A 15,232-nucleotide genomic window follows, 5' to 3' on the forward strand; every position below is an offset into this window, starting at 1 on the left:
GTATCAGCTCCTGCGGTGTAGGGTTTCGTCAATTGCAGCCATAATGCGCTCTGGATTGGGCTGGGACTCTCTCTCAAGTACTTTATTGTAAGGGAGAGGCGTCTCTAGTTGGCAGACTCGATTTAACGGCGCATCTAAAAAATCAAAACACTGTTCTTGAATCTGAAAACCTATCTCCGCAGAAATTCCTGCAAAAATATGTCCTTCTTCAACAAGAACCGCAAAATGGGTCTTTCGAACCGATTCGCAAATTGTTCCCATATCGAGTGGTTTAATGGTGCGAAGGTCGATCAATTCAATTTCTATCCCCTTCCTTGCGTAGTGTTGCACTACCTCTTGGCAGTGATGAATCATGCGACTATGTGAAATAAGGGTCAGATGTTTCCCTTCGTTGAGAACCTTGGCCTTTCCAATCGGCACAAGATACTCTTCGGTAGGAATCTCCATTTTCATTCCATAATCAAGTTCATTCTCTAAATAGATCACTGGACTGTTATTCCGAATCGCTGTTTTAAGTAGCCCCTTTGCATCATAAGGATTGCTCGGAGCCATAATAATGAACCCGGGAAGATTTCCATAGAGGGCTTCAACACAATGTGAATGTTGACACGACACCTGAGCAGCCGCTCCATTTGGTCCCCTAAAAACGATAGGAACACTAAAGCGATTTCCAGACATGTAATACATCTTGCAAGCATTTGACACAAGTTGATCAAAGGCTACAAATGAGAAGTTGAAGCTCATGAATTCAACAATTGGGCGCAAACCCGTCATGGCAGCACCAACACTCAATCCTGTAAATCCATTTTCAGCAATCGGCGTATCAATAATCCGGCTTGGTCCCCACTTATCAAGTAGTCCCTTGGAGACTTTGTAGGCCCCGTTGTACTCTGCAACCTCTTCTCCCATGAGATAGACTTTATCGTCTCTCTCCATTTCTTCATCGATCGCTTGCCTAATTGCTTCTCTTAATTCTACTGTCTGCATTTTATCACTCATGGGGCAAAAACATCCTCCTCAAGTGTGGTCACATCTGGATCTGAGCTTTCTTCAGCAAATTTCATCGAAGCAATGACAATCTCTTTTTGCTCTTTATCCATTGCTTCAAATTCTTTGTCATTGATTACTTTGCGCTTCTTAAGCTCGTCTGCAAAAAGATGGATTGGGTCGCGGCTTTTTGCTTCCTCAAGCTCTTCCTTGCTCCTATAAAGAGCGGGGTCAGAAATAGAGTGTCCCCGAAAACGTTCGGTCACCGCTTCAACCAATACAGGCCTTCCTGTTTTTCTAACTTCTTCATAAATGTGATGGAACCCTCCATAACAGCTTAAAAAGTCCATCCCATCCAAAGTATAGGATTTCATTCCATAAGCGGGAGCAAAGTGTTCTGCAATTGGTTGTACACAAAGAGCTCGATTCACAGCAGTTCCCATTCCCCATTGATTGTTTTCAATCACATAAATACATGGGAGATCCCATAGAGAAGCCAAGTTAAGCGACTCATGAATCGCTCCTTGCACAAATGCCCCATCTCCTAAAAAGCATACCGCAACACCGTCTTGTTTCTGATACTTTAGAGAAAACGCAGCTCCTGTCGCAATCGGCAAATGCCCTCCTACAATTCCAAAGCCTCCAAGCATCCGATCTGCGTAGAAATGCATCGAACCCCCTCTTCCCATCGCATTTCCAGTGACCTTACCGTACAGCTCCGCCATCATTTCATTGGGCGTTGCTCCATTAAGCATTGCCAAGGCATGACATCGATAGGTTGTGATCCACCAATTATGGTCCCGCCCCATTGCACTTACAGCAGCAGTTTGGATTGCTTCCTGTCCCATATAGGCATGGAAGAACCCTCCCACTTTTCCTTGCTGATAAGCCGATTCGGCCCGCAATTCAAAATGACGGATGAGAAGCATCTCCTTCAAGATGCCTTTGAGCCCTTCCTTGCCGAGCGCTTTTTCCGCTGCGTCAGCACTTGACTCAAAGAAGTTATACTTAACGTGATGAATGGTTTTCTTTGCCATAGATAGCGCCGCCTGCCCCTGCTTTATATGCTAAACTTAATTGATAAACCCTAGTGAAGTCAATAGGGCATTGACTGCATCGGCCCCAACCCTCTATCTGGTACAATGTTAGGATTATTTGTTACTGGCACCGCACGAAGATCATCATCACCACTCGAACTCACCTGATAACATCCCACCATGAAGGCCACTAAACCAAGAAGCATTAAAGCAATTCGCATTATCCTATCCTTAAATTTACAACAAAGGATTTATCATACCCCATCAAAGGGATTTTGACAAATTTTAATCGCTTAAGGTACAGTTGCTGATATGACAAAGCGCCCTATCTACTACGATACTGAAACCACCGGCGTCCGTCCTGATAAGGATCGGATTATTGAGATTGCAGCCTATGACCCTGTTCAAGATCGCACGTTCGAAAGTTTGATCAACCCTGGCTGCCCTATTCCCCCAGAGGCCAGCGCCATCCATAAGATTACCGATGAAATGGTTAAAGAGGCTCCCTCCTTCGAAGAAGTCGCCAAAAAATTTACCGCCTTCTGCTCCGAAGAAGTGGTTCTGATTGCCCATAACAATGATGCCTTTGATAAACCCTTTATCAAAAATGAGTTTGAGAGAAATGGCGTCCCTTTCCCCAGCTGGCCCTTTATCGACTCACTTAAATTTTCTCGAAAATACCGCCCTGACCTTCCACGCCACTCCCTTCAACATCTCAGAGAATATCACGGAATTGAAGCAAATAATGCACACCGTGCCCTTGACGATGTGATCATTCTTCACCAGGTTTTTTCGCTTATGATTGACGACCTTACGATGGAAACAATCATCGAGCTCATGGCCCAAAAACAAACCCTCCGCCACATGCCCTTCGGCAAGCACCGCGGCACTCCCCTCAAAGAGATGCCCCCCGGATACGTCCGCTGGCTCCATGAAAATGGGGCCCTCGACAAGCCCGATAACGAAGAGCTTAAAGAAGCCTTCGCAGCCCTCGGAATGCTCCCTAAGTAAATAATTGATTTAATGCGCGATAGGTTCAGGTTGTCTTTGGGAGCGGAAGTGCGTTTCCCAAAGATGCTTGAAAGGCTCGCAGGTGGCAAGAAGCTCCTCCTTACTTCCCTCGGCAACTTTTTGGCCATGCTCTAGGTAAATAATCCGATCAGCATACTCGATAGTGGAAAGGCGGTGAGCAATGAGGATTTGGGTGACCTCACCGTGAAGCTCTTTAATCGCCATCTTGATTTTATCTTCGCTTACAGCATCAAGAGAGGAAGTCGCCTCGTCAAGAATCAGGATGGGAGCATCTTTAACAAGTGCGCGGGCAATTGCTAAACGTTGTTGTTGTCCACCAGAAAAGTTCTTACCTGTTTCAGCAAGCATCGTGTCGTAGGTATTTGGAAGGTCTTTGACAAATTCATGAGCATGGGCCTTCTTAGCCGCTTTAATAATCGCTTCCTTTGAGAAGGATTTACCATATGAAATATTGGCTGCGATCGTGTCGTAGAAAAGAAAGGGTTTTTGAGGAACAAAAGCAATATGCTCTCGGAGTGAGTTCTGGGTATACCTCTGGATAGGCTTTCCGTCTATCCGAATCTCTCCCTTTTGAATATCGTAAAGTCGAGGTAGTAGCTGAACAATCGTTGATTTCCCAGCTCCAGTGCTCCCTACAAGAGCTACTGTTTCTCCTTTCTTCACAGAAAAACTAAGGTCTTTAAGGATCCACTTATTGCCATATTTGAACCACACCTTATCAAATTCTAGCGCTGTGGAAAAATGACTCATTTCGATTGCGTCAGGATGATCACTGATCTCAGGCCTTAGATTGAGAACCTCGTACATTCTTTCAGCAGCAACAACTCCCTTTTGAATGTTGCTATTTTCCTCAGCGAACTTCTTCACAGGCTCATAAAAAAGGTGGAGAAGCCCTGCAAAAACAATAAGCTCAGAAATCCTCATATCTAAAATATGCAAACCCACAATAATGACGGTCGCCAAGCATGCGGTAGTAATCGTGTGAAGAATGGGGCGTGTAAGAAGATCATATTTGGCAGTTTTACTCTCAAGTCTGGCCATTTGAACGTTCTGCTCTTGGTACTTCTTAAATGAAAAGGGTTCCATTGCAAAAACTTTGACAGTTTGAATTCCTGCTAGAAAGTCAATCAGAACTGAAGCGAACCCCTCTTGGTTTTTCTGCAGCTGACGCGTAATTCTTTTTACTTTTCGCGTCACAAAAACTACGGGAAGAACGATCATGGGGAGCCCTAAAAAGATTACCGTAGAGAGCTCCCACGACATCCAGAAACACCCAACAAGAGCTGCAATAATGGTAAAGGGAGCTTGAATATAATTTATCAGAAAGGAATTAATCGAGGATGCTATTTGGTTAGCATCCCCTGTTACTCTTGAGGAAAGGGTTCCAATATTATATTTTTGGAAAAAGCTCATTTGCTGATGTTGTAGATGCTCGAAATATTGCTGTCTTAAATCCCGACTAATTCGGATGGATAAAATCTGTGTCGCATAACGGCTGAAGAAAAGAAAGAGGGCTTTGAAAATCGCCACCATCAGAAGAAGAGTGATGAAGGCCTTCATATTCTGTTCGAAATGAAAGTGACGCTTGATCTGGTACATCACGCGCTTAAGAGGATTACTCCCCGTCTTCTTAATCATGAAGCTTTGAGCGTCGTCTTTAGTGATATGCCCAGTCTTTTCTCGATCAATTTTTTTCCATTTTTCTTGGATGTCTTCCTGGGTAACATAATCGCTATACTCACCTTTGTCATTTTTAGAGGCAAATAGCGCAAAGAAATCTGCTCCTGTATCAGAAATCACTCCGATACTAAACATCTCCACATAGCTAGCGACAGTTAGGCCAAGAAGAGCGGCAAGCGTAACAATAAAAAGAGATAGATGCCGGCGAACGCGCAATGCAGCTTTTAGGAGTATTTTCATGAAGCTAGATTACGCGATTCTAGGTTAATTGTCACTCTGCAGCTTCGGACTCGACAGTGAAAGCCCCTAATTTGCGAAACTTTTGATATCTCTTTTCTAAAAGCTCATCAACAGGGATTTTTTCGAGACGCTTTGCCTCTTTCGTAATGAATTTTTTTACACCGTTATAGACTAGCTTCGGATCATGATGGGCTCCTCCCTGCGGTTCTTCAATAATCTCGTCGATTACTCCAAACTCAAGAAGATCTTCAGCCTGCATTTTGAGGGTTTCTGCCGCCTCTTCATTTTTGGCAGCATCCCGCCAAAGAATCGAAGCACACCCTTCAGGGGAAATTACAGAATAGTAGGAATGCTCAAGCATTCCAAAGACGTCGCCAACGCCCATTCCTAAAGCCCCCCCAGAACATCCTTCTCCAATAAGAACAACAATAACGGGGGTTTTAAGATTGGCCATCTCTAAAAGATTGGTTGCAATAGCGGACCCTTGCCCTCTTTCCTCAGCGGCAAGTCCAGGGTACGCTCCGGGCGTATCAAGAAGAGAAAGGACAGGTAGATTGAATTTTTCAGCAAGTTTCATCACTCGAAGGGCTTTCCGGTATCCTTCAGGATAGGGCATCCCAAAGTTGCGGTAAAGACGACTTTCAGTATCGCACCCTTTTTCTTGAGCAATAATCACAAACTTTTTCCCACCAATGATCCCTAAACCTGCAACAATCGCTTGGTCATCACGGTAAAGACGATCACCAAAGATCTCGGTGAAACTCTCACATAGGTTCTTAATATAATCTATGGAACGGGGACGATCGGGATGGCGACAAATCGTTACACGCTCCCAAGGAGAAAGTTGTGAGTAGACCTGATTCTTAAGTTTCTCAAGCTTTTTTTCAAGCTTAATAAGCTCCTCATCAGTCCAAATCCCATTGACCTTATTTTGCTCTTTTAACTGAGCAATGGTCTTTTCATGATCATGGATTTGCTTTTCATGGCCTAACATTCTTCCACCTTCTTAATTTTCTACTAGATCTCCAGGGACCTCCGCATCATGAAAATCGGTCACGATTTCCACAACGGTTGGTTTAGTAATAATAATGGCATACAATTCTTCAATGTCGTTTTGTGCAAGTCGGATACAACCATCACTTTCATAACTTCCAATTGTCGAAATATCCTCACTGTATGTTTCAGTTCCCACATCAAACACCCATGGAGCACCATGGAAACCATATCCACAAGGGCTGTCCCCTTCTCCGCTAAGCTCTTCCGAAAAAGGGATCCACCTTGTCCCAAAAATTCGCACCATCTCCACTTCATCATCTTGGAAGTAGCCCGCCATTCCTGTCTTATAAATCGCTACCTTGTCCCCCAAGGAGAACTTTCCTTTCGGAGTCAGCAAGCCAGAATAAGAATCTTCATCAAAACGGCCAAGTCCAACTTTGTAGGTTTTTAGCAAATGACGCTCGTTTGTTGCTCCATCCAGAGCATAAAACCACAATTTGCAACGAGAGAGATCAACAACTAAATAAAAATTCACATCTTTCTTTAAGATATTAAACTGATCACCCGGAGAAATCTTCTGTGTGTAGTAATCTTTCTTTCCGTTCAAGCTCCGCGCAATAAAATGACGTGATGTCGAAAAATGAGCTGCATAATCAGTGATCCACGCAGGCCTTCCCTTCAGCCAAGAGACACGGCTTTTATAACGAACAGTCTCAACAAGTGGAAGTTTTTGCTTTCCCTTTGTAAAGAGGCGCCAAACCTGGTCCATCTCTTCCTCAGCCACTTCATCTTGAACAGGCTTCAGATATTGCTGCAATCGCTCAGGAGCCACTTCGACAGCTTCCACAACAGGCGCAGGATTTGCTACTAATTCCTTAGGCGCTGTTTCGCCTTTCTTTTTAAAAAGAGCGAGCCCACCAATTACAGCAAAAAGTGAGAGGGAACCAATAAAAATTGCTTTAGGTATCGACACAACATTCTCCAAAAGTGATGCGTAAATTATCCTGATTTTTTTATTCTTTGCAAGGGAACAAAAATTTTACTCGATGTTCCAGCGGTAAGCAAACATCTTTTCCTTTAACGGAAAAGCAAGTAAAAAATCTGCTGACCAAAAATGATCGCCTCCCGCTAGGGGAATTACCTCCATCTCGCCCTCAAAATTGGGCGTAATAGTGACCACTTCTGCCCCTCTGCTAAAAATAATTTTATCTGACCTTCCCTGAAACCGCTCCAGGGCTTTAGGAAGGATCTCTCCTTCCCCTTCAATTATTCCTTTATCAGCTGAAACAAAAAAGACAAAGTGGAGGGGGGCCGTTTCATCAAACTGACTTTGACGAATGGTGAGATTAACCGTGTCTTTCTCCCCTACTACATCAAAAAACAGCCATTGTTGACCTCTCTCAGCAAAGGAATAGGGTTGCTTAGAAACATGAGAAGCTAAGGGGGTCACAACACGAGTCCAGCCTTTAAGTCGGGCTTTTTCATCTCCAGACTCTATAGTTAAGTCTTTAAATCCATCACGACTTCCATTAGAAGGGCGAAAGATCCCATAACAATTTGAATCCGCCAACGGGGCATAATGAGGGCCAAAGCTCGTGATGTGAACTCCCTTTTTATGAATCACCCCCAATCCAGTATTTACCCCTGATGCGGAGCAAGCAAAGCTTAAGCTATCATGATGGTAACGCAAAAAACCTAAGCTTTGGTCATGGTCATAAAGAGTTAACCCTTCATGAATCTTGGGAAATGACTCCTCATCTTCGATCAACCTTTGAAAGGCTTTTGCAAAAAGAGCAACAAATGGCTGCAGTCCTTCTCTCTTTTCAAATAAAGCCTCAGAAACGACCTGAACTTTGGAACTCAAAGCCACATGAGAAGCAATCGTAAAAAGAAGGGAGAATGTCTGAGTATTCTCTTTCTCGCGATATTCTGATTCTCTTACCCACATTCCCTGAAAAAGTGCTCCGTCGTGATCACAAAGGGAGAGACAAAACTCGGTAAGTTTTAATCCAGATTGTACAAGCTCATCATCTTGCCACACCCATCCAAGATAGAGGCAGACAAGAGCAAGTTCAGCATTTTCTTTGGGATGAGGAATGTGTCGTTCGAGAGCGTGCATCTCGTTTTCCTGAAGCACGGCGCCTTTCTCAAGCTGTTTAATCTCGAAAGGCTGCCTTGTGCCTTCATATAAGTAGTCAACAAGTATGCGGTACCCCTCTTCTAACTGGAAACTTTTCCAAAACCCTTTAGCTTTCCCCTTTCGAATCAGTCCTTCAATATGATAATCTAGCCTTTGATTCTCATCTTTTCTCATAAAAAGAATTGAAATTAAAAGCCGGTAAAAACCAAGACAATCTTCTGGAGATTCTAAAGGAAGTGCTTTGCACTCCTCAATCACAGAAAAAAGAAGGACCCCGCCAATTTCTTCACCCTTTAAGAAGGCATCAGATGCCTGATTCAAAAGGTCGGAGCCAGAATCAAAATCCTGACAGCTTTTGAAAAAAGTGACGAGACCACTCATAGCTTCCACCCAAACTCGCAGAGTATTTCTACTCTACAGTGCAGCTCCTTGCTGCTCTTCAGTTTCTATTAGGTTTTTCATCTTCTTTCCAGGAGTGAATTTCACTGCCCTTCTTTCTGGGATGATAATAGGTACTGAAGCATTTTTGGGGTTTCTTCCAATTTTTTGTTTTCTTTTTACAACTTCAAAAACGCCGAAATCACGAAATTCCAAGCGGTCTCCTTCAGAAAGATACTCTGTCATACAGTCTAAAAACGACTGCACCACAAGGCGTACTTCGTTGGGATGAAGCCCTCGGCGGCGAGATATCTCACTAATGAGCTTCTTTTTTGTAATCGTTGCCATATCACCCTGCTCCTTTAAATGTTAAACAAAAGAGATTAAATTCCTCTTCTCATGTCTTGCTGTTTTCTTTCAACGAAAAAGATTAAGCAAGAATTTTGCTTCCTTGCTCTTATTCTTCTATCTTACTGATTTTCAAGCAAGTTCTTTTTCAATTTTGATTAAAATTTTCTTTTTTTTGCCGGCTCCCAAAAGAATATATTTGCCGCCAATGATATGTTTAGATTCGATCAAAAGAGCTTGATCTTCGACTTTTTCGTTGTTGAGATAGGCTCCACCATTTTTGATTAATCGAACGATTTCTCCTTTACTGGCAGAAAGACCTGCTTGCGCAGCGACATCAACATAATTTTGATCGACAATATCACGTATCGCCATTGAAGTATTTGGCATGTCTTTCGCAATTTCTTCAAGCACCTTCGGGTCCAAAGTTGCTTTAGAACCTGGAGCTGCAGCCTCAGTCACTTTTAGAGCGACTCGCAACCCTTCTTCCCCGTGAACAAAACGGGTGACTTCCTCAGCAAGCCGTTTTTGCGCAATATTCGGAGTAAAAGATCCCGATGTAATCGATTTATCGTAGGCTTCAATCTCCTCTAAATCAATAAAGGTGAGCATACGGAGGAGTTGTACTACGTCGCCATCCGCAACGCGAACAAGATATTGATAAAATTGATAAGGAGATGTTTTCTTTGGATCGAGCCAAATGGCTCCCTGCTCACTCTTTCCAAATTTCGCTCCATCACTTCGGGTAAGTAATGGGAAGGTCAATCCGTAGTTCGCTTTTCCAGTGATCTTTCGAGTAAACTCAATTCCTGCGGTAATATTCCCCCACTGATCACTCCCTCCCATTTGAACAGAAACACCTTCCTTCTCAAACAAATGGTAAAAGTCGTATCCCTGAAGCAATTGGTAACTAAACTCAGTAAAACTAATTCCTTCTTCAGATTCAAATCTACTCCGAACACTCTCCTTTCCCATCATTGGTCCCACTCGAAAATGTTTCCCAACATCTCTTAAAAAATCGATGAGGCTAAAGGATCCAAGCCAATCGTCATTATTTAAAACAACAGGAGTTTTCAAGCAGTTTTCAAGCTGTCTGCGAATCCCCAGAACATTTTGCTCAAGAACTTCCCTAGTGAGAAGGGGGCGTTCGTGATTCTTCCCAGAAGGGTCCCCAATTTTCCCAGTAGCTCCACCCAGTAAAGCAACAGGTGTATGACCAAATTTTTCAAGCCAAGCGAGTCCCACAATCCCTACAAGATGCCCAATATGAAGACTATCTGCCGTTGGATCAAAACCGATGTACCCTTTAAAGGGTTTTTCAGCGAGTTTTTTCAGCTCTTCGCTCGTGGTATTGTCAACAAAACCGCGCCTTTCCAGAAATTCGATCACATTTTCCATGAATGCGAGTGTACCCCTAAAGAAGATTTATCTCAAGGAGCAAGCTTTTTTAACTTTTCAACCACAGCATTAACCTTTTGACTTAGGTCCGCTGTGTTTTGGTTTTCATCGAAAAGAGAAATGGATTTGCTGCGGAGAACGACCCGATCAGAGGCATGACGCGTGATCCATCTATGAATTTCAGAGGATTTTCTCTTCAAAGCCTGAGGAGTAATTCCCCTATCCATTTCCTGCAATCGCCTGCGTAGTTTCTCACGCGTTTTTTTTGTCTTTTCACTTTCTTCTGCAAGTCCATTTGCCATTATAAGTTGATCCTCATGCAGGGAGTTCTCCAAAACCCCCAGCATGACAAATATCTTCTAAAAACTCAAGTAATGAAAAACCAGGGTTAACACATTAAAATTTGTTGCCCTCAATGTAAACATTAGCGAGAATCAGATGTATGGAAGAAATGAAGAAAGCCGTAGGTTATGCCGCCGCCGATTTCGTAGAAAGTGGAATGCTTGTAGGCCTTGGAACGGGTTCAACAGTTTTTTACTTTATTACCCGATTAATCGAACGTGTTCAAGATGGTCTTGAGGTCCAAGTTGTTTCAAGCTCTATCCGTTCTGAATCTCAAGCTAAAGACGGAGGGATTCCCGTTGCCGATATCAACACCGTTACTTCGATTGATCTCACTGTCGATGGAGCTGATGAAATCACCTCAGAAAAGATTATGACCAAGGGAGGCGGTGGAGCTCTCCTTCGAGAGAAAATCCTGGCCAATACTAGCCGCGAAATGGTTGTGATCGTCGACGAATCTAAAGTTGTTAAAAAGTTGGGAAAACACCCCCTTCCAGTTGAGATTCTCCCCTTTGCCACCGAAGCAATTATCGACAAAATCCGAAAGCTCGGACACCAGGGATCTCTACGTGAGCGTAATAACGATGGTCTCTACGTTACTGATAACGGAAATCATATCTATGACATTCGTTTTGAATCACTTCGTGATGACCCTGAAAAAGATCACGAAAAACTTTCTCGGATCCCAGGTGTCTTAGAAACAGGGTTTTTCTTTAATCTAGCAGGCCGTGTCCTTGTTGGGAAAGCCGATGGGACGGTTGATCACTGGTCCTAATTGTTCTATAATGACAAAAGAGACCAGGGGGGAATTGATGGATTTTGAGCTTATTCCTATACAGTTCAATAAGATCATGCAATCACAAAACTATACCGTTTTCATTTTAGGTACCGAAGAAAAGCAATTTGCGATTTACACATCCCCTCATGTAGGACAAAACCTACAAATGCATCTTTCTGAACAGGTTAAGACGCGACCATATACCTATGACCTCATTAACTCTCTCTTTAACGGTCTTGATATCAGCCTTCTCCAGGTGGTTATAACCGATGTGCAGGACACCATCTACTTTGCTCGTCTCTTTGTCGAGCAAGAAACTGACGAAGTACGAAGGATTCTAGAAATCGATGCCCGTCCGAGCGATTGCTTAACCCTTGCCCTCGAAAACGACATCCCCATCTACTGCACGAGAGAGGTCCTCGAAAAGACCATCTCCATTGAAGAGTAATCTCTTGTTTGTTCAAAAAAAGAGAGCGTAGTAAAGAGAAAATACGCTCCTTTGTCGTGGTACAAAATACTCTACTATTTTTCAGGAGACCCAGACATGGAATACATCATGATTGATAGTACGATCTTCCGAGCCCACGCCTGCATAAGCAAGTACCAATAAAAAAATCCCGTAGAGAATACTGGAAAACGCCTGTTACTTTAGAAAATCGAGAGAAGCTCTTGCGCGCAATTAGAGAACACAGCCAGTGTCCAGTGCAAGAAGTATGCTGTTGAAGGAAGGCGGTCTCACTCACGGACCCGTATTAAGAAAGCTAAAACAAAGCACAGAAGGTTCACAAAGGAAGCGTTTCAAGAGAGAATGGATTTTAGAAACCTACATAGAGAAAATCAAAAGCTCTTTATAGTAAAAAATTTTATTTGAAAAAAGCAGAGTGTAATTTAGCTTTGAAAAGATGAAATTTTTTATTACATATATTTTACATTCTTTGCCTCCCACCCTTTCTATTAAACCCGATCCCTGCATCCTCATTTCAAACGGCTTCCTGCATTCAGCAAACAGCTTGGGATGTCCCTATCGATGAATTAGGAAGTGTTAATCCTTGGGTTCTTCTTCAAGAAGAAAATTTGTCTATCGATAGGTATGTGGAAATTCTGATAATTTTCTTGGTTTCATAAACTCGTCTCCTTATTGTTTTTTTGACCAGTTTACTCTACGTTTTCCTTTATTGTCTTAATAGGGAGCAGTATAGACTCCTTCTTTTTTCCACCTTTGTAGCCATCTATGGGCTGTGCTCTTTGAAGCAAAATTAGGATTTATTGGAACATCTTTCCACCTGGCTCCTGTATGTAAGATCCAAAAAATTGCATTCAACACAGAGCGAAAATTTCCATGAGGCATACCTTTCCCTCTTTTGACTGGATCTTATGGTAGTAAGGTTTTCAAAATATTCCACTGTTTGTCGCATAGCATTTGATTTATAACTTCCTCTTTTTCAAATATTTATTAGCGGGATAATCTTATGGGAATCGCGGCGTTTATTCTTTTTTTGGGTACATTGGAACGGAACAATTGTTTGTCTTGTAAGGGAGCAACGAGCATGGAAGCGGCAAAAAACAAAAGACTCTACGCAATATATACCAATGGACAAGATAATAAAAAGAGGAATATGAGGAAAAAAAGATCTCCCTTTCTGAGGCTCTCAAAGGAAACAAAAAAGCTCAATTTTTTAAGTTTGATCGCTAATAGCGAATATTAAAACGGTTTCTTGCAAGGACTGCGAGGGCTTCTACCGCTTCAGCAGCATCCGAGCCTTCTGCCTCAACCTCGATTCTAGCTCCGCGAGTGGCAGCAAGCATGAGAACCCCAAGAAGAGACTTGGCATTAACATTTAGCCCTTGATAAATAAGGAAAATTTGCGCTTTGAAATTTTGCGCACACTTTACAAGTTCCGTCGCGGGTCTGGTGTGAAGCCCTTTATCGTTGAGGATAACTATCGGCTTGTCTACTTTCAAATCATTGCTCATAACTTTATGGGGTTTTAACTCTGGCTTAACAAATACCCTCTCTAATGGGTTTTCAGCAAGCGTTAATTTCTTTTTCAAACTCATCAACAAGGGATGAAAAGCGCTTAATAAGCTTCTCAATAGGGCCGTTTTCTCTCATATTGACCCCAGCTATTTCTAGCAAATCTACAGGATAGAGCGAAGATCCAGAGGATAGAAACTTTAGGTAATCTTGTTGAGCCTTCTCTCCTTCTTTCATAAGCCGCTCTACTAAGGCATAAGCAGCACTAATTCCTGTCGCATATTGATATACGTAGAAGTTGTAATAAAAATGAGGAATGCGTAAGCACTCAACATCAATTTCAGGATCTAAGAAAAGGTCTTTCCCATAATAATCTTTATTAAGTTTACTATAGGTCTCTTTTAGGGTCGTTGCATTCAGAGGGACTCCTTTCTCTGCTAAAGAATGAAGCGTGAGTTCAAACTCAGCAAACTGTGTCTGGCGGAAAAGTGTGGCACGGATATCATCAATCTTTTGATTCAGCAGATAACACTTTTCTTCGTGAGACTCAGCCTTTCCCATTAGATGGCGAAATAAGAGCTCTTCATTAAAGGTTGAGGCAACCTCAGCCACAAAAATAGAATAGTTGGAGTACTGAAAGGGTTGTTCCTTATTGCTGTGATAAGAATGGACGCTATGTCCTGCCTCATGAGCGAGGGTAAAAACATCCCGCAGTGTCCCTTGAAAATTCATCAGAATATAGGGAACACTATCATAACATCCACTCGAATATGCTCCCGATTTTTTACGTGCGTTTTCATAACGATCTACCCACCTCTCAGGACCAAATCCTCTTTCTAAGATTTCATGGTAACCTGGACCAAGTGGCTTTATTGCATTAAGGACAAGCTTTGTTCCTTCAGAATAAGAATATTTCTTCTCGTACTCAGGAACTAGAGAGGTATAAAGATCATAAAAATGGAGTTGATCGTAACCTAGAAGCTTTTTCCTTAGAGAGACATACTTATGAAGAGGTGAAATGTTATTTCTCACTGTTGAAACAAGGTTATGATAGACCTCTATATCGATTTGATGAGGGGTAAGGGCTGCATGAAGAGCAGAATCATATCCGCGAGCCTTGGCCTGAAAGATGTGAGCCTGGATTTGTCCATTGATAAGCTCAGAGATAGTGTTTTCAAATTCCCCAAATGTTCTATGAAGATTAAGGACTGCATTTTTCCTTAAGGTGCGATCTTTTGACTGGAGATAAAGAGAGTATCTTCCATGAGTGAGCTCATGCTCTTTTCCTTTTTCATCTTTTGCAGGTTCAAACTTCAGTTCTGCATTATTAAGCACCCCAAAGGCTTTAGATGGTGTATCGAGAGCCTTACTCGCAAGAGAGAGCAGGTGCTCCTTATCGGAAGTGAGTGTGTAAGGTTTAAGAGCTGAGAGTTTCTCAAGTTGAATGCGATGCTCTGCAAGCGATTTGTCCTCAAGATACCGATTGAATGTTTCTTCAGGAAGCTGAAGAATCTCTGGCTGAACCCAAGAAGTTTCGTTTTGAAAATCGAAATAGAGAAGAGAGATTTTGTCGTAAGCATTTTTATGAATGTCATTAGCAACATCCTCATCATGACGGAGATGGGCATAGGTATAAAGTTTATAGAGACATCTTTCAATCTTGTTTGTTTCTGTAAGAAGCGTAGAAAGTTTACCTGCCCCTTCTCCAATTTTTCCTTGATATGAGGCAAGGTGGGGCCACCGTGAAGCATCGGATTTATTTTTTGTCAGTTTGGTAAAATCTTTTTCCCATTCCTCAAGATTAGGGTATAGTGAATCAACATCCCATGTATCTTCAGCACTTACTTCTCTGCGTTCTTTAGCCATACATTCTCCTATAAATTGAAAAGCCAGGGTATGCA

General features: G+C 42.5%; 14 protein-coding genes and 1 pseudogene. 3 read left to right on the forward strand and 12 right to left on the reverse strand.

Annotated features, from left to right (window positions below; all coding sequences use genetic code 11):
• Nucleotides 1-3 precede the first annotated feature (3 nt).
• Both R2I63_RS02035 and pdhA read right to left on the reverse strand, forming a co-directional pair.
• Complete coding sequence (locus R2I63_RS02035) at nt 4-999, reverse strand: alpha-ketoacid dehydrogenase subunit beta (RefSeq protein ID WP_316358296.1); 996 nt, start codon at nt 997-999, stop codon at nt 4-6.
• Nucleotides 996-2,024, reverse strand: coding sequence for a pyruvate dehydrogenase (acetyl-transferring) E1 component subunit alpha (pdhA, locus tag R2I63_RS02040; RefSeq protein WP_316358298.1), 1,029 nt, complete (start codon nt 2,022-2,024; stop codon nt 996-998). The genes R2I63_RS02035 and pdhA overlap by 4 nt, the downstream gene beginning before the upstream one ends.
• Nucleotides 2,025-2,336: 312 nt before the next feature.
• On the opposite strand from pdhA, the gene R2I63_RS02045 reads away from it, so the two are divergent.
• A complete protein-coding gene (locus R2I63_RS02045) occupies nt 2,337-3,035 on the forward strand; it encodes a putative quorum-sensing-regulated virulence factor (protein WP_316358300.1) in 699 nt (232 codons plus the stop codon).
• Between the two features lie 9 nt (nt 3,036-3,044).
• Here R2I63_RS02045 and R2I63_RS02050 read toward each other — a convergent pair whose 3' ends face one another.
• The 7 genes from R2I63_RS02050 to R2I63_RS02080 form a co-directional block, all read right to left on the reverse strand.
• Entirely contained in the window at nt 3,045-4,976 is a 1,932-nt protein-coding gene (locus R2I63_RS02050) for an ABC transporter ATP-binding protein (RefSeq protein ID WP_316358302.1), read from the reverse strand.
• A 31-nt stretch (nt 4,977-5,007) separates the two neighbouring features.
• The gene (locus tag R2I63_RS02055) at nt 5,008-5,970 is read right to left on the reverse strand and encodes an acetyl-CoA carboxylase carboxyltransferase subunit alpha (RefSeq protein WP_316358304.1); all 963 of its coding nucleotides are present in this window, start codon (nt 5,968-5,970) and stop codon (nt 5,008-5,010) included.
• Nucleotides 5,971-5,982: 12 nt separating this feature from the next.
• Nucleotides 5,983-6,957 (reverse strand): L,D-transpeptidase, encoded by a 975-nt coding sequence (locus R2I63_RS02060; RefSeq protein ID WP_316358306.1) that lies wholly within the window; start codon nt 6,955-6,957, stop codon nt 5,983-5,985.
• Nucleotides 6,958-7,011: 54 nt separating this feature from the next.
• Complete coding sequence (locus tag R2I63_RS02065; protein WP_316358307.1) at nt 7,012-8,493, reverse strand: hypothetical protein; 1,482 nt, start codon at nt 8,491-8,493, stop codon at nt 7,012-7,014.
• A gap of 33 nt (nt 8,494-8,526) precedes the next feature.
• Complete coding sequence (locus R2I63_RS02070; RefSeq protein WP_316358308.1) at nt 8,527-8,838, reverse strand: HU family DNA-binding protein; 312 nt, start codon at nt 8,836-8,838, stop codon at nt 8,527-8,529.
• Nucleotides 8,839-8,970: 132 nt separating this feature from the next.
• Nucleotides 8,971-10,236 (reverse strand): tyrosine--tRNA ligase, encoded by a 1,266-nt coding sequence (tyrS, locus tag R2I63_RS02075; protein ID WP_316358309.1) that lies wholly within the window; start codon nt 10,234-10,236, stop codon nt 8,971-8,973.
• A 32-nt stretch (nt 10,237-10,268) separates the two neighbouring features.
• The gene (locus tag R2I63_RS02080; RefSeq protein ID WP_316358312.1) at nt 10,269-10,538 is read right to left on the reverse strand and encodes a hypothetical protein; all 270 of its coding nucleotides are present in this window, start codon (nt 10,536-10,538) and stop codon (nt 10,269-10,271) included.
• A 149-nt stretch (nt 10,539-10,687) separates the two neighbouring features.
• Here R2I63_RS02080 and rpiA point away from each other — a divergent pair, with 149 nt between their 5' ends.
• Complete coding sequence (rpiA, locus tag R2I63_RS02085) at nt 10,688-11,353, forward strand: ribose 5-phosphate isomerase A (RefSeq protein ID WP_316358315.1); 666 nt, start codon at nt 10,688-10,690, stop codon at nt 11,351-11,353.
• A 37-nt stretch (nt 11,354-11,390) separates the two neighbouring features.
• Entirely contained in the window at nt 11,391-11,804 is a 414-nt protein-coding gene (locus tag R2I63_RS02090) for a bifunctional nuclease family protein (RefSeq protein ID WP_316358317.1), read from the forward strand.
• A 732-nt stretch (nt 11,805-12,536) separates the two neighbouring features.
• Here R2I63_RS02090 and R2I63_RS10565 read toward each other — a convergent pair.
• From R2I63_RS10565 to pepF, 3 genes and pseudogenes are all read right to left on the reverse strand, one after another.
• A pseudogene (locus R2I63_RS10565) lies at nt 12,537-12,707 on the reverse strand (transposase); the annotation flags it as partial.
• Between the two features lie 338 nt (nt 12,708-13,045).
• The gene (locus R2I63_RS02095) at nt 13,046-13,414 is read right to left on the reverse strand and encodes an HPr family phosphocarrier protein (protein WP_316358319.1); all 369 of its coding nucleotides are present in this window, start codon (nt 13,412-13,414) and stop codon (nt 13,046-13,048) included.
• On the reverse strand, nt 13,383-15,197 hold the full coding sequence (gene pepF, locus R2I63_RS02100; protein ID WP_316358321.1) for an oligoendopeptidase F: 1,815 nt from the start codon (nt 15,195-15,197) through the stop codon (nt 13,383-13,385). The genes R2I63_RS02095 and pepF overlap by 32 nt, the downstream gene beginning before the upstream one ends.
• Between the last annotated feature and the right edge of the window lie 35 nt (nt 15,198-15,232).

The sequence above is a fragment of the Candidatus Neptunochlamydia sp. REUL1 genome (genome assembly GCF_963457595.1).
Taxonomy (GTDB): domain Bacteria; phylum Chlamydiota; class Chlamydiia; order Chlamydiales; family Simkaniaceae; genus Neptunichlamydia.

Bases quoted from the DNA above. Each gene is read 5' to 3' on its own strand.
- rpiA (WP_316358315.1), top strand. From the start codon at position 10,688: ATGAAGAAAGCCGTAGGTTATGCCGCCGCCGATTTCGTAGAAAGTGGA.
- R2I63_RS02090 (WP_316358317.1), top strand. From the start codon at position 11,391: ATGGATTTTGAGCTTATTCCTATACAGTTCAATAAGATCATGCAATCA.
- R2I63_RS02070 (WP_316358308.1), bottom strand. From the start codon at position 8,838: ATGGCAACGATTACAAAAAAGAAGCTCATTAGTGAGATATCTCGCCGC.
- R2I63_RS02050 (WP_316358302.1), bottom strand. From the start codon at position 4,976: ATGAAAATACTCCTAAAAGCTGCATTGCGCGTTCGCCGGCATCTATCT.
- R2I63_RS02045 (WP_316358300.1), top strand. From the start codon at position 2,337: ATGACAAAGCGCCCTATCTACTACGATACTGAAACCACCGGCGTCCGT.
- R2I63_RS02080 (WP_316358312.1), bottom strand. From the start codon at position 10,538: ATGGCAAATGGACTTGCAGAAGAAAGTGAAAAGACAAAAAAAACGCGT.
- pepF (WP_316358321.1), bottom strand. From the start codon at position 15,197: ATGGCTAAAGAACGCAGAGAAGTAAGTGCTGAAGATACATGGGATGTT.
- R2I63_RS02065 (WP_316358307.1), bottom strand. From the start codon at position 8,493: ATGAGTGGTCTCGTCACTTTTTTCAAAAGCTGTCAGGATTTTGATTCT.
- tyrS (WP_316358309.1), bottom strand. From the start codon at position 10,236: ATGGAAAATGTGATCGAATTTCTGGAAAGGCGCGGTTTTGTTGACAAT.
- pdhA (WP_316358298.1), bottom strand. From the start codon at position 2,024: ATGGCAAAGAAAACCATTCATCACGTTAAGTATAACTTCTTTGAGTCA.
- R2I63_RS02055 (WP_316358304.1), bottom strand. From the start codon at position 5,970: ATGTTAGGCCATGAAAAGCAAATCCATGATCATGAAAAGACCATTGCT.
- R2I63_RS02035 (WP_316358296.1), bottom strand. From the start codon at position 999: ATGAGTGATAAAATGCAGACAGTAGAATTAAGAGAAGCAATTAGGCAA.
- R2I63_RS02095 (WP_316358319.1), bottom strand. From the start codon at position 13,414: ATGAGTTTGAAAAAGAAATTAACGCTTGCTGAAAACCCATTAGAGAGG.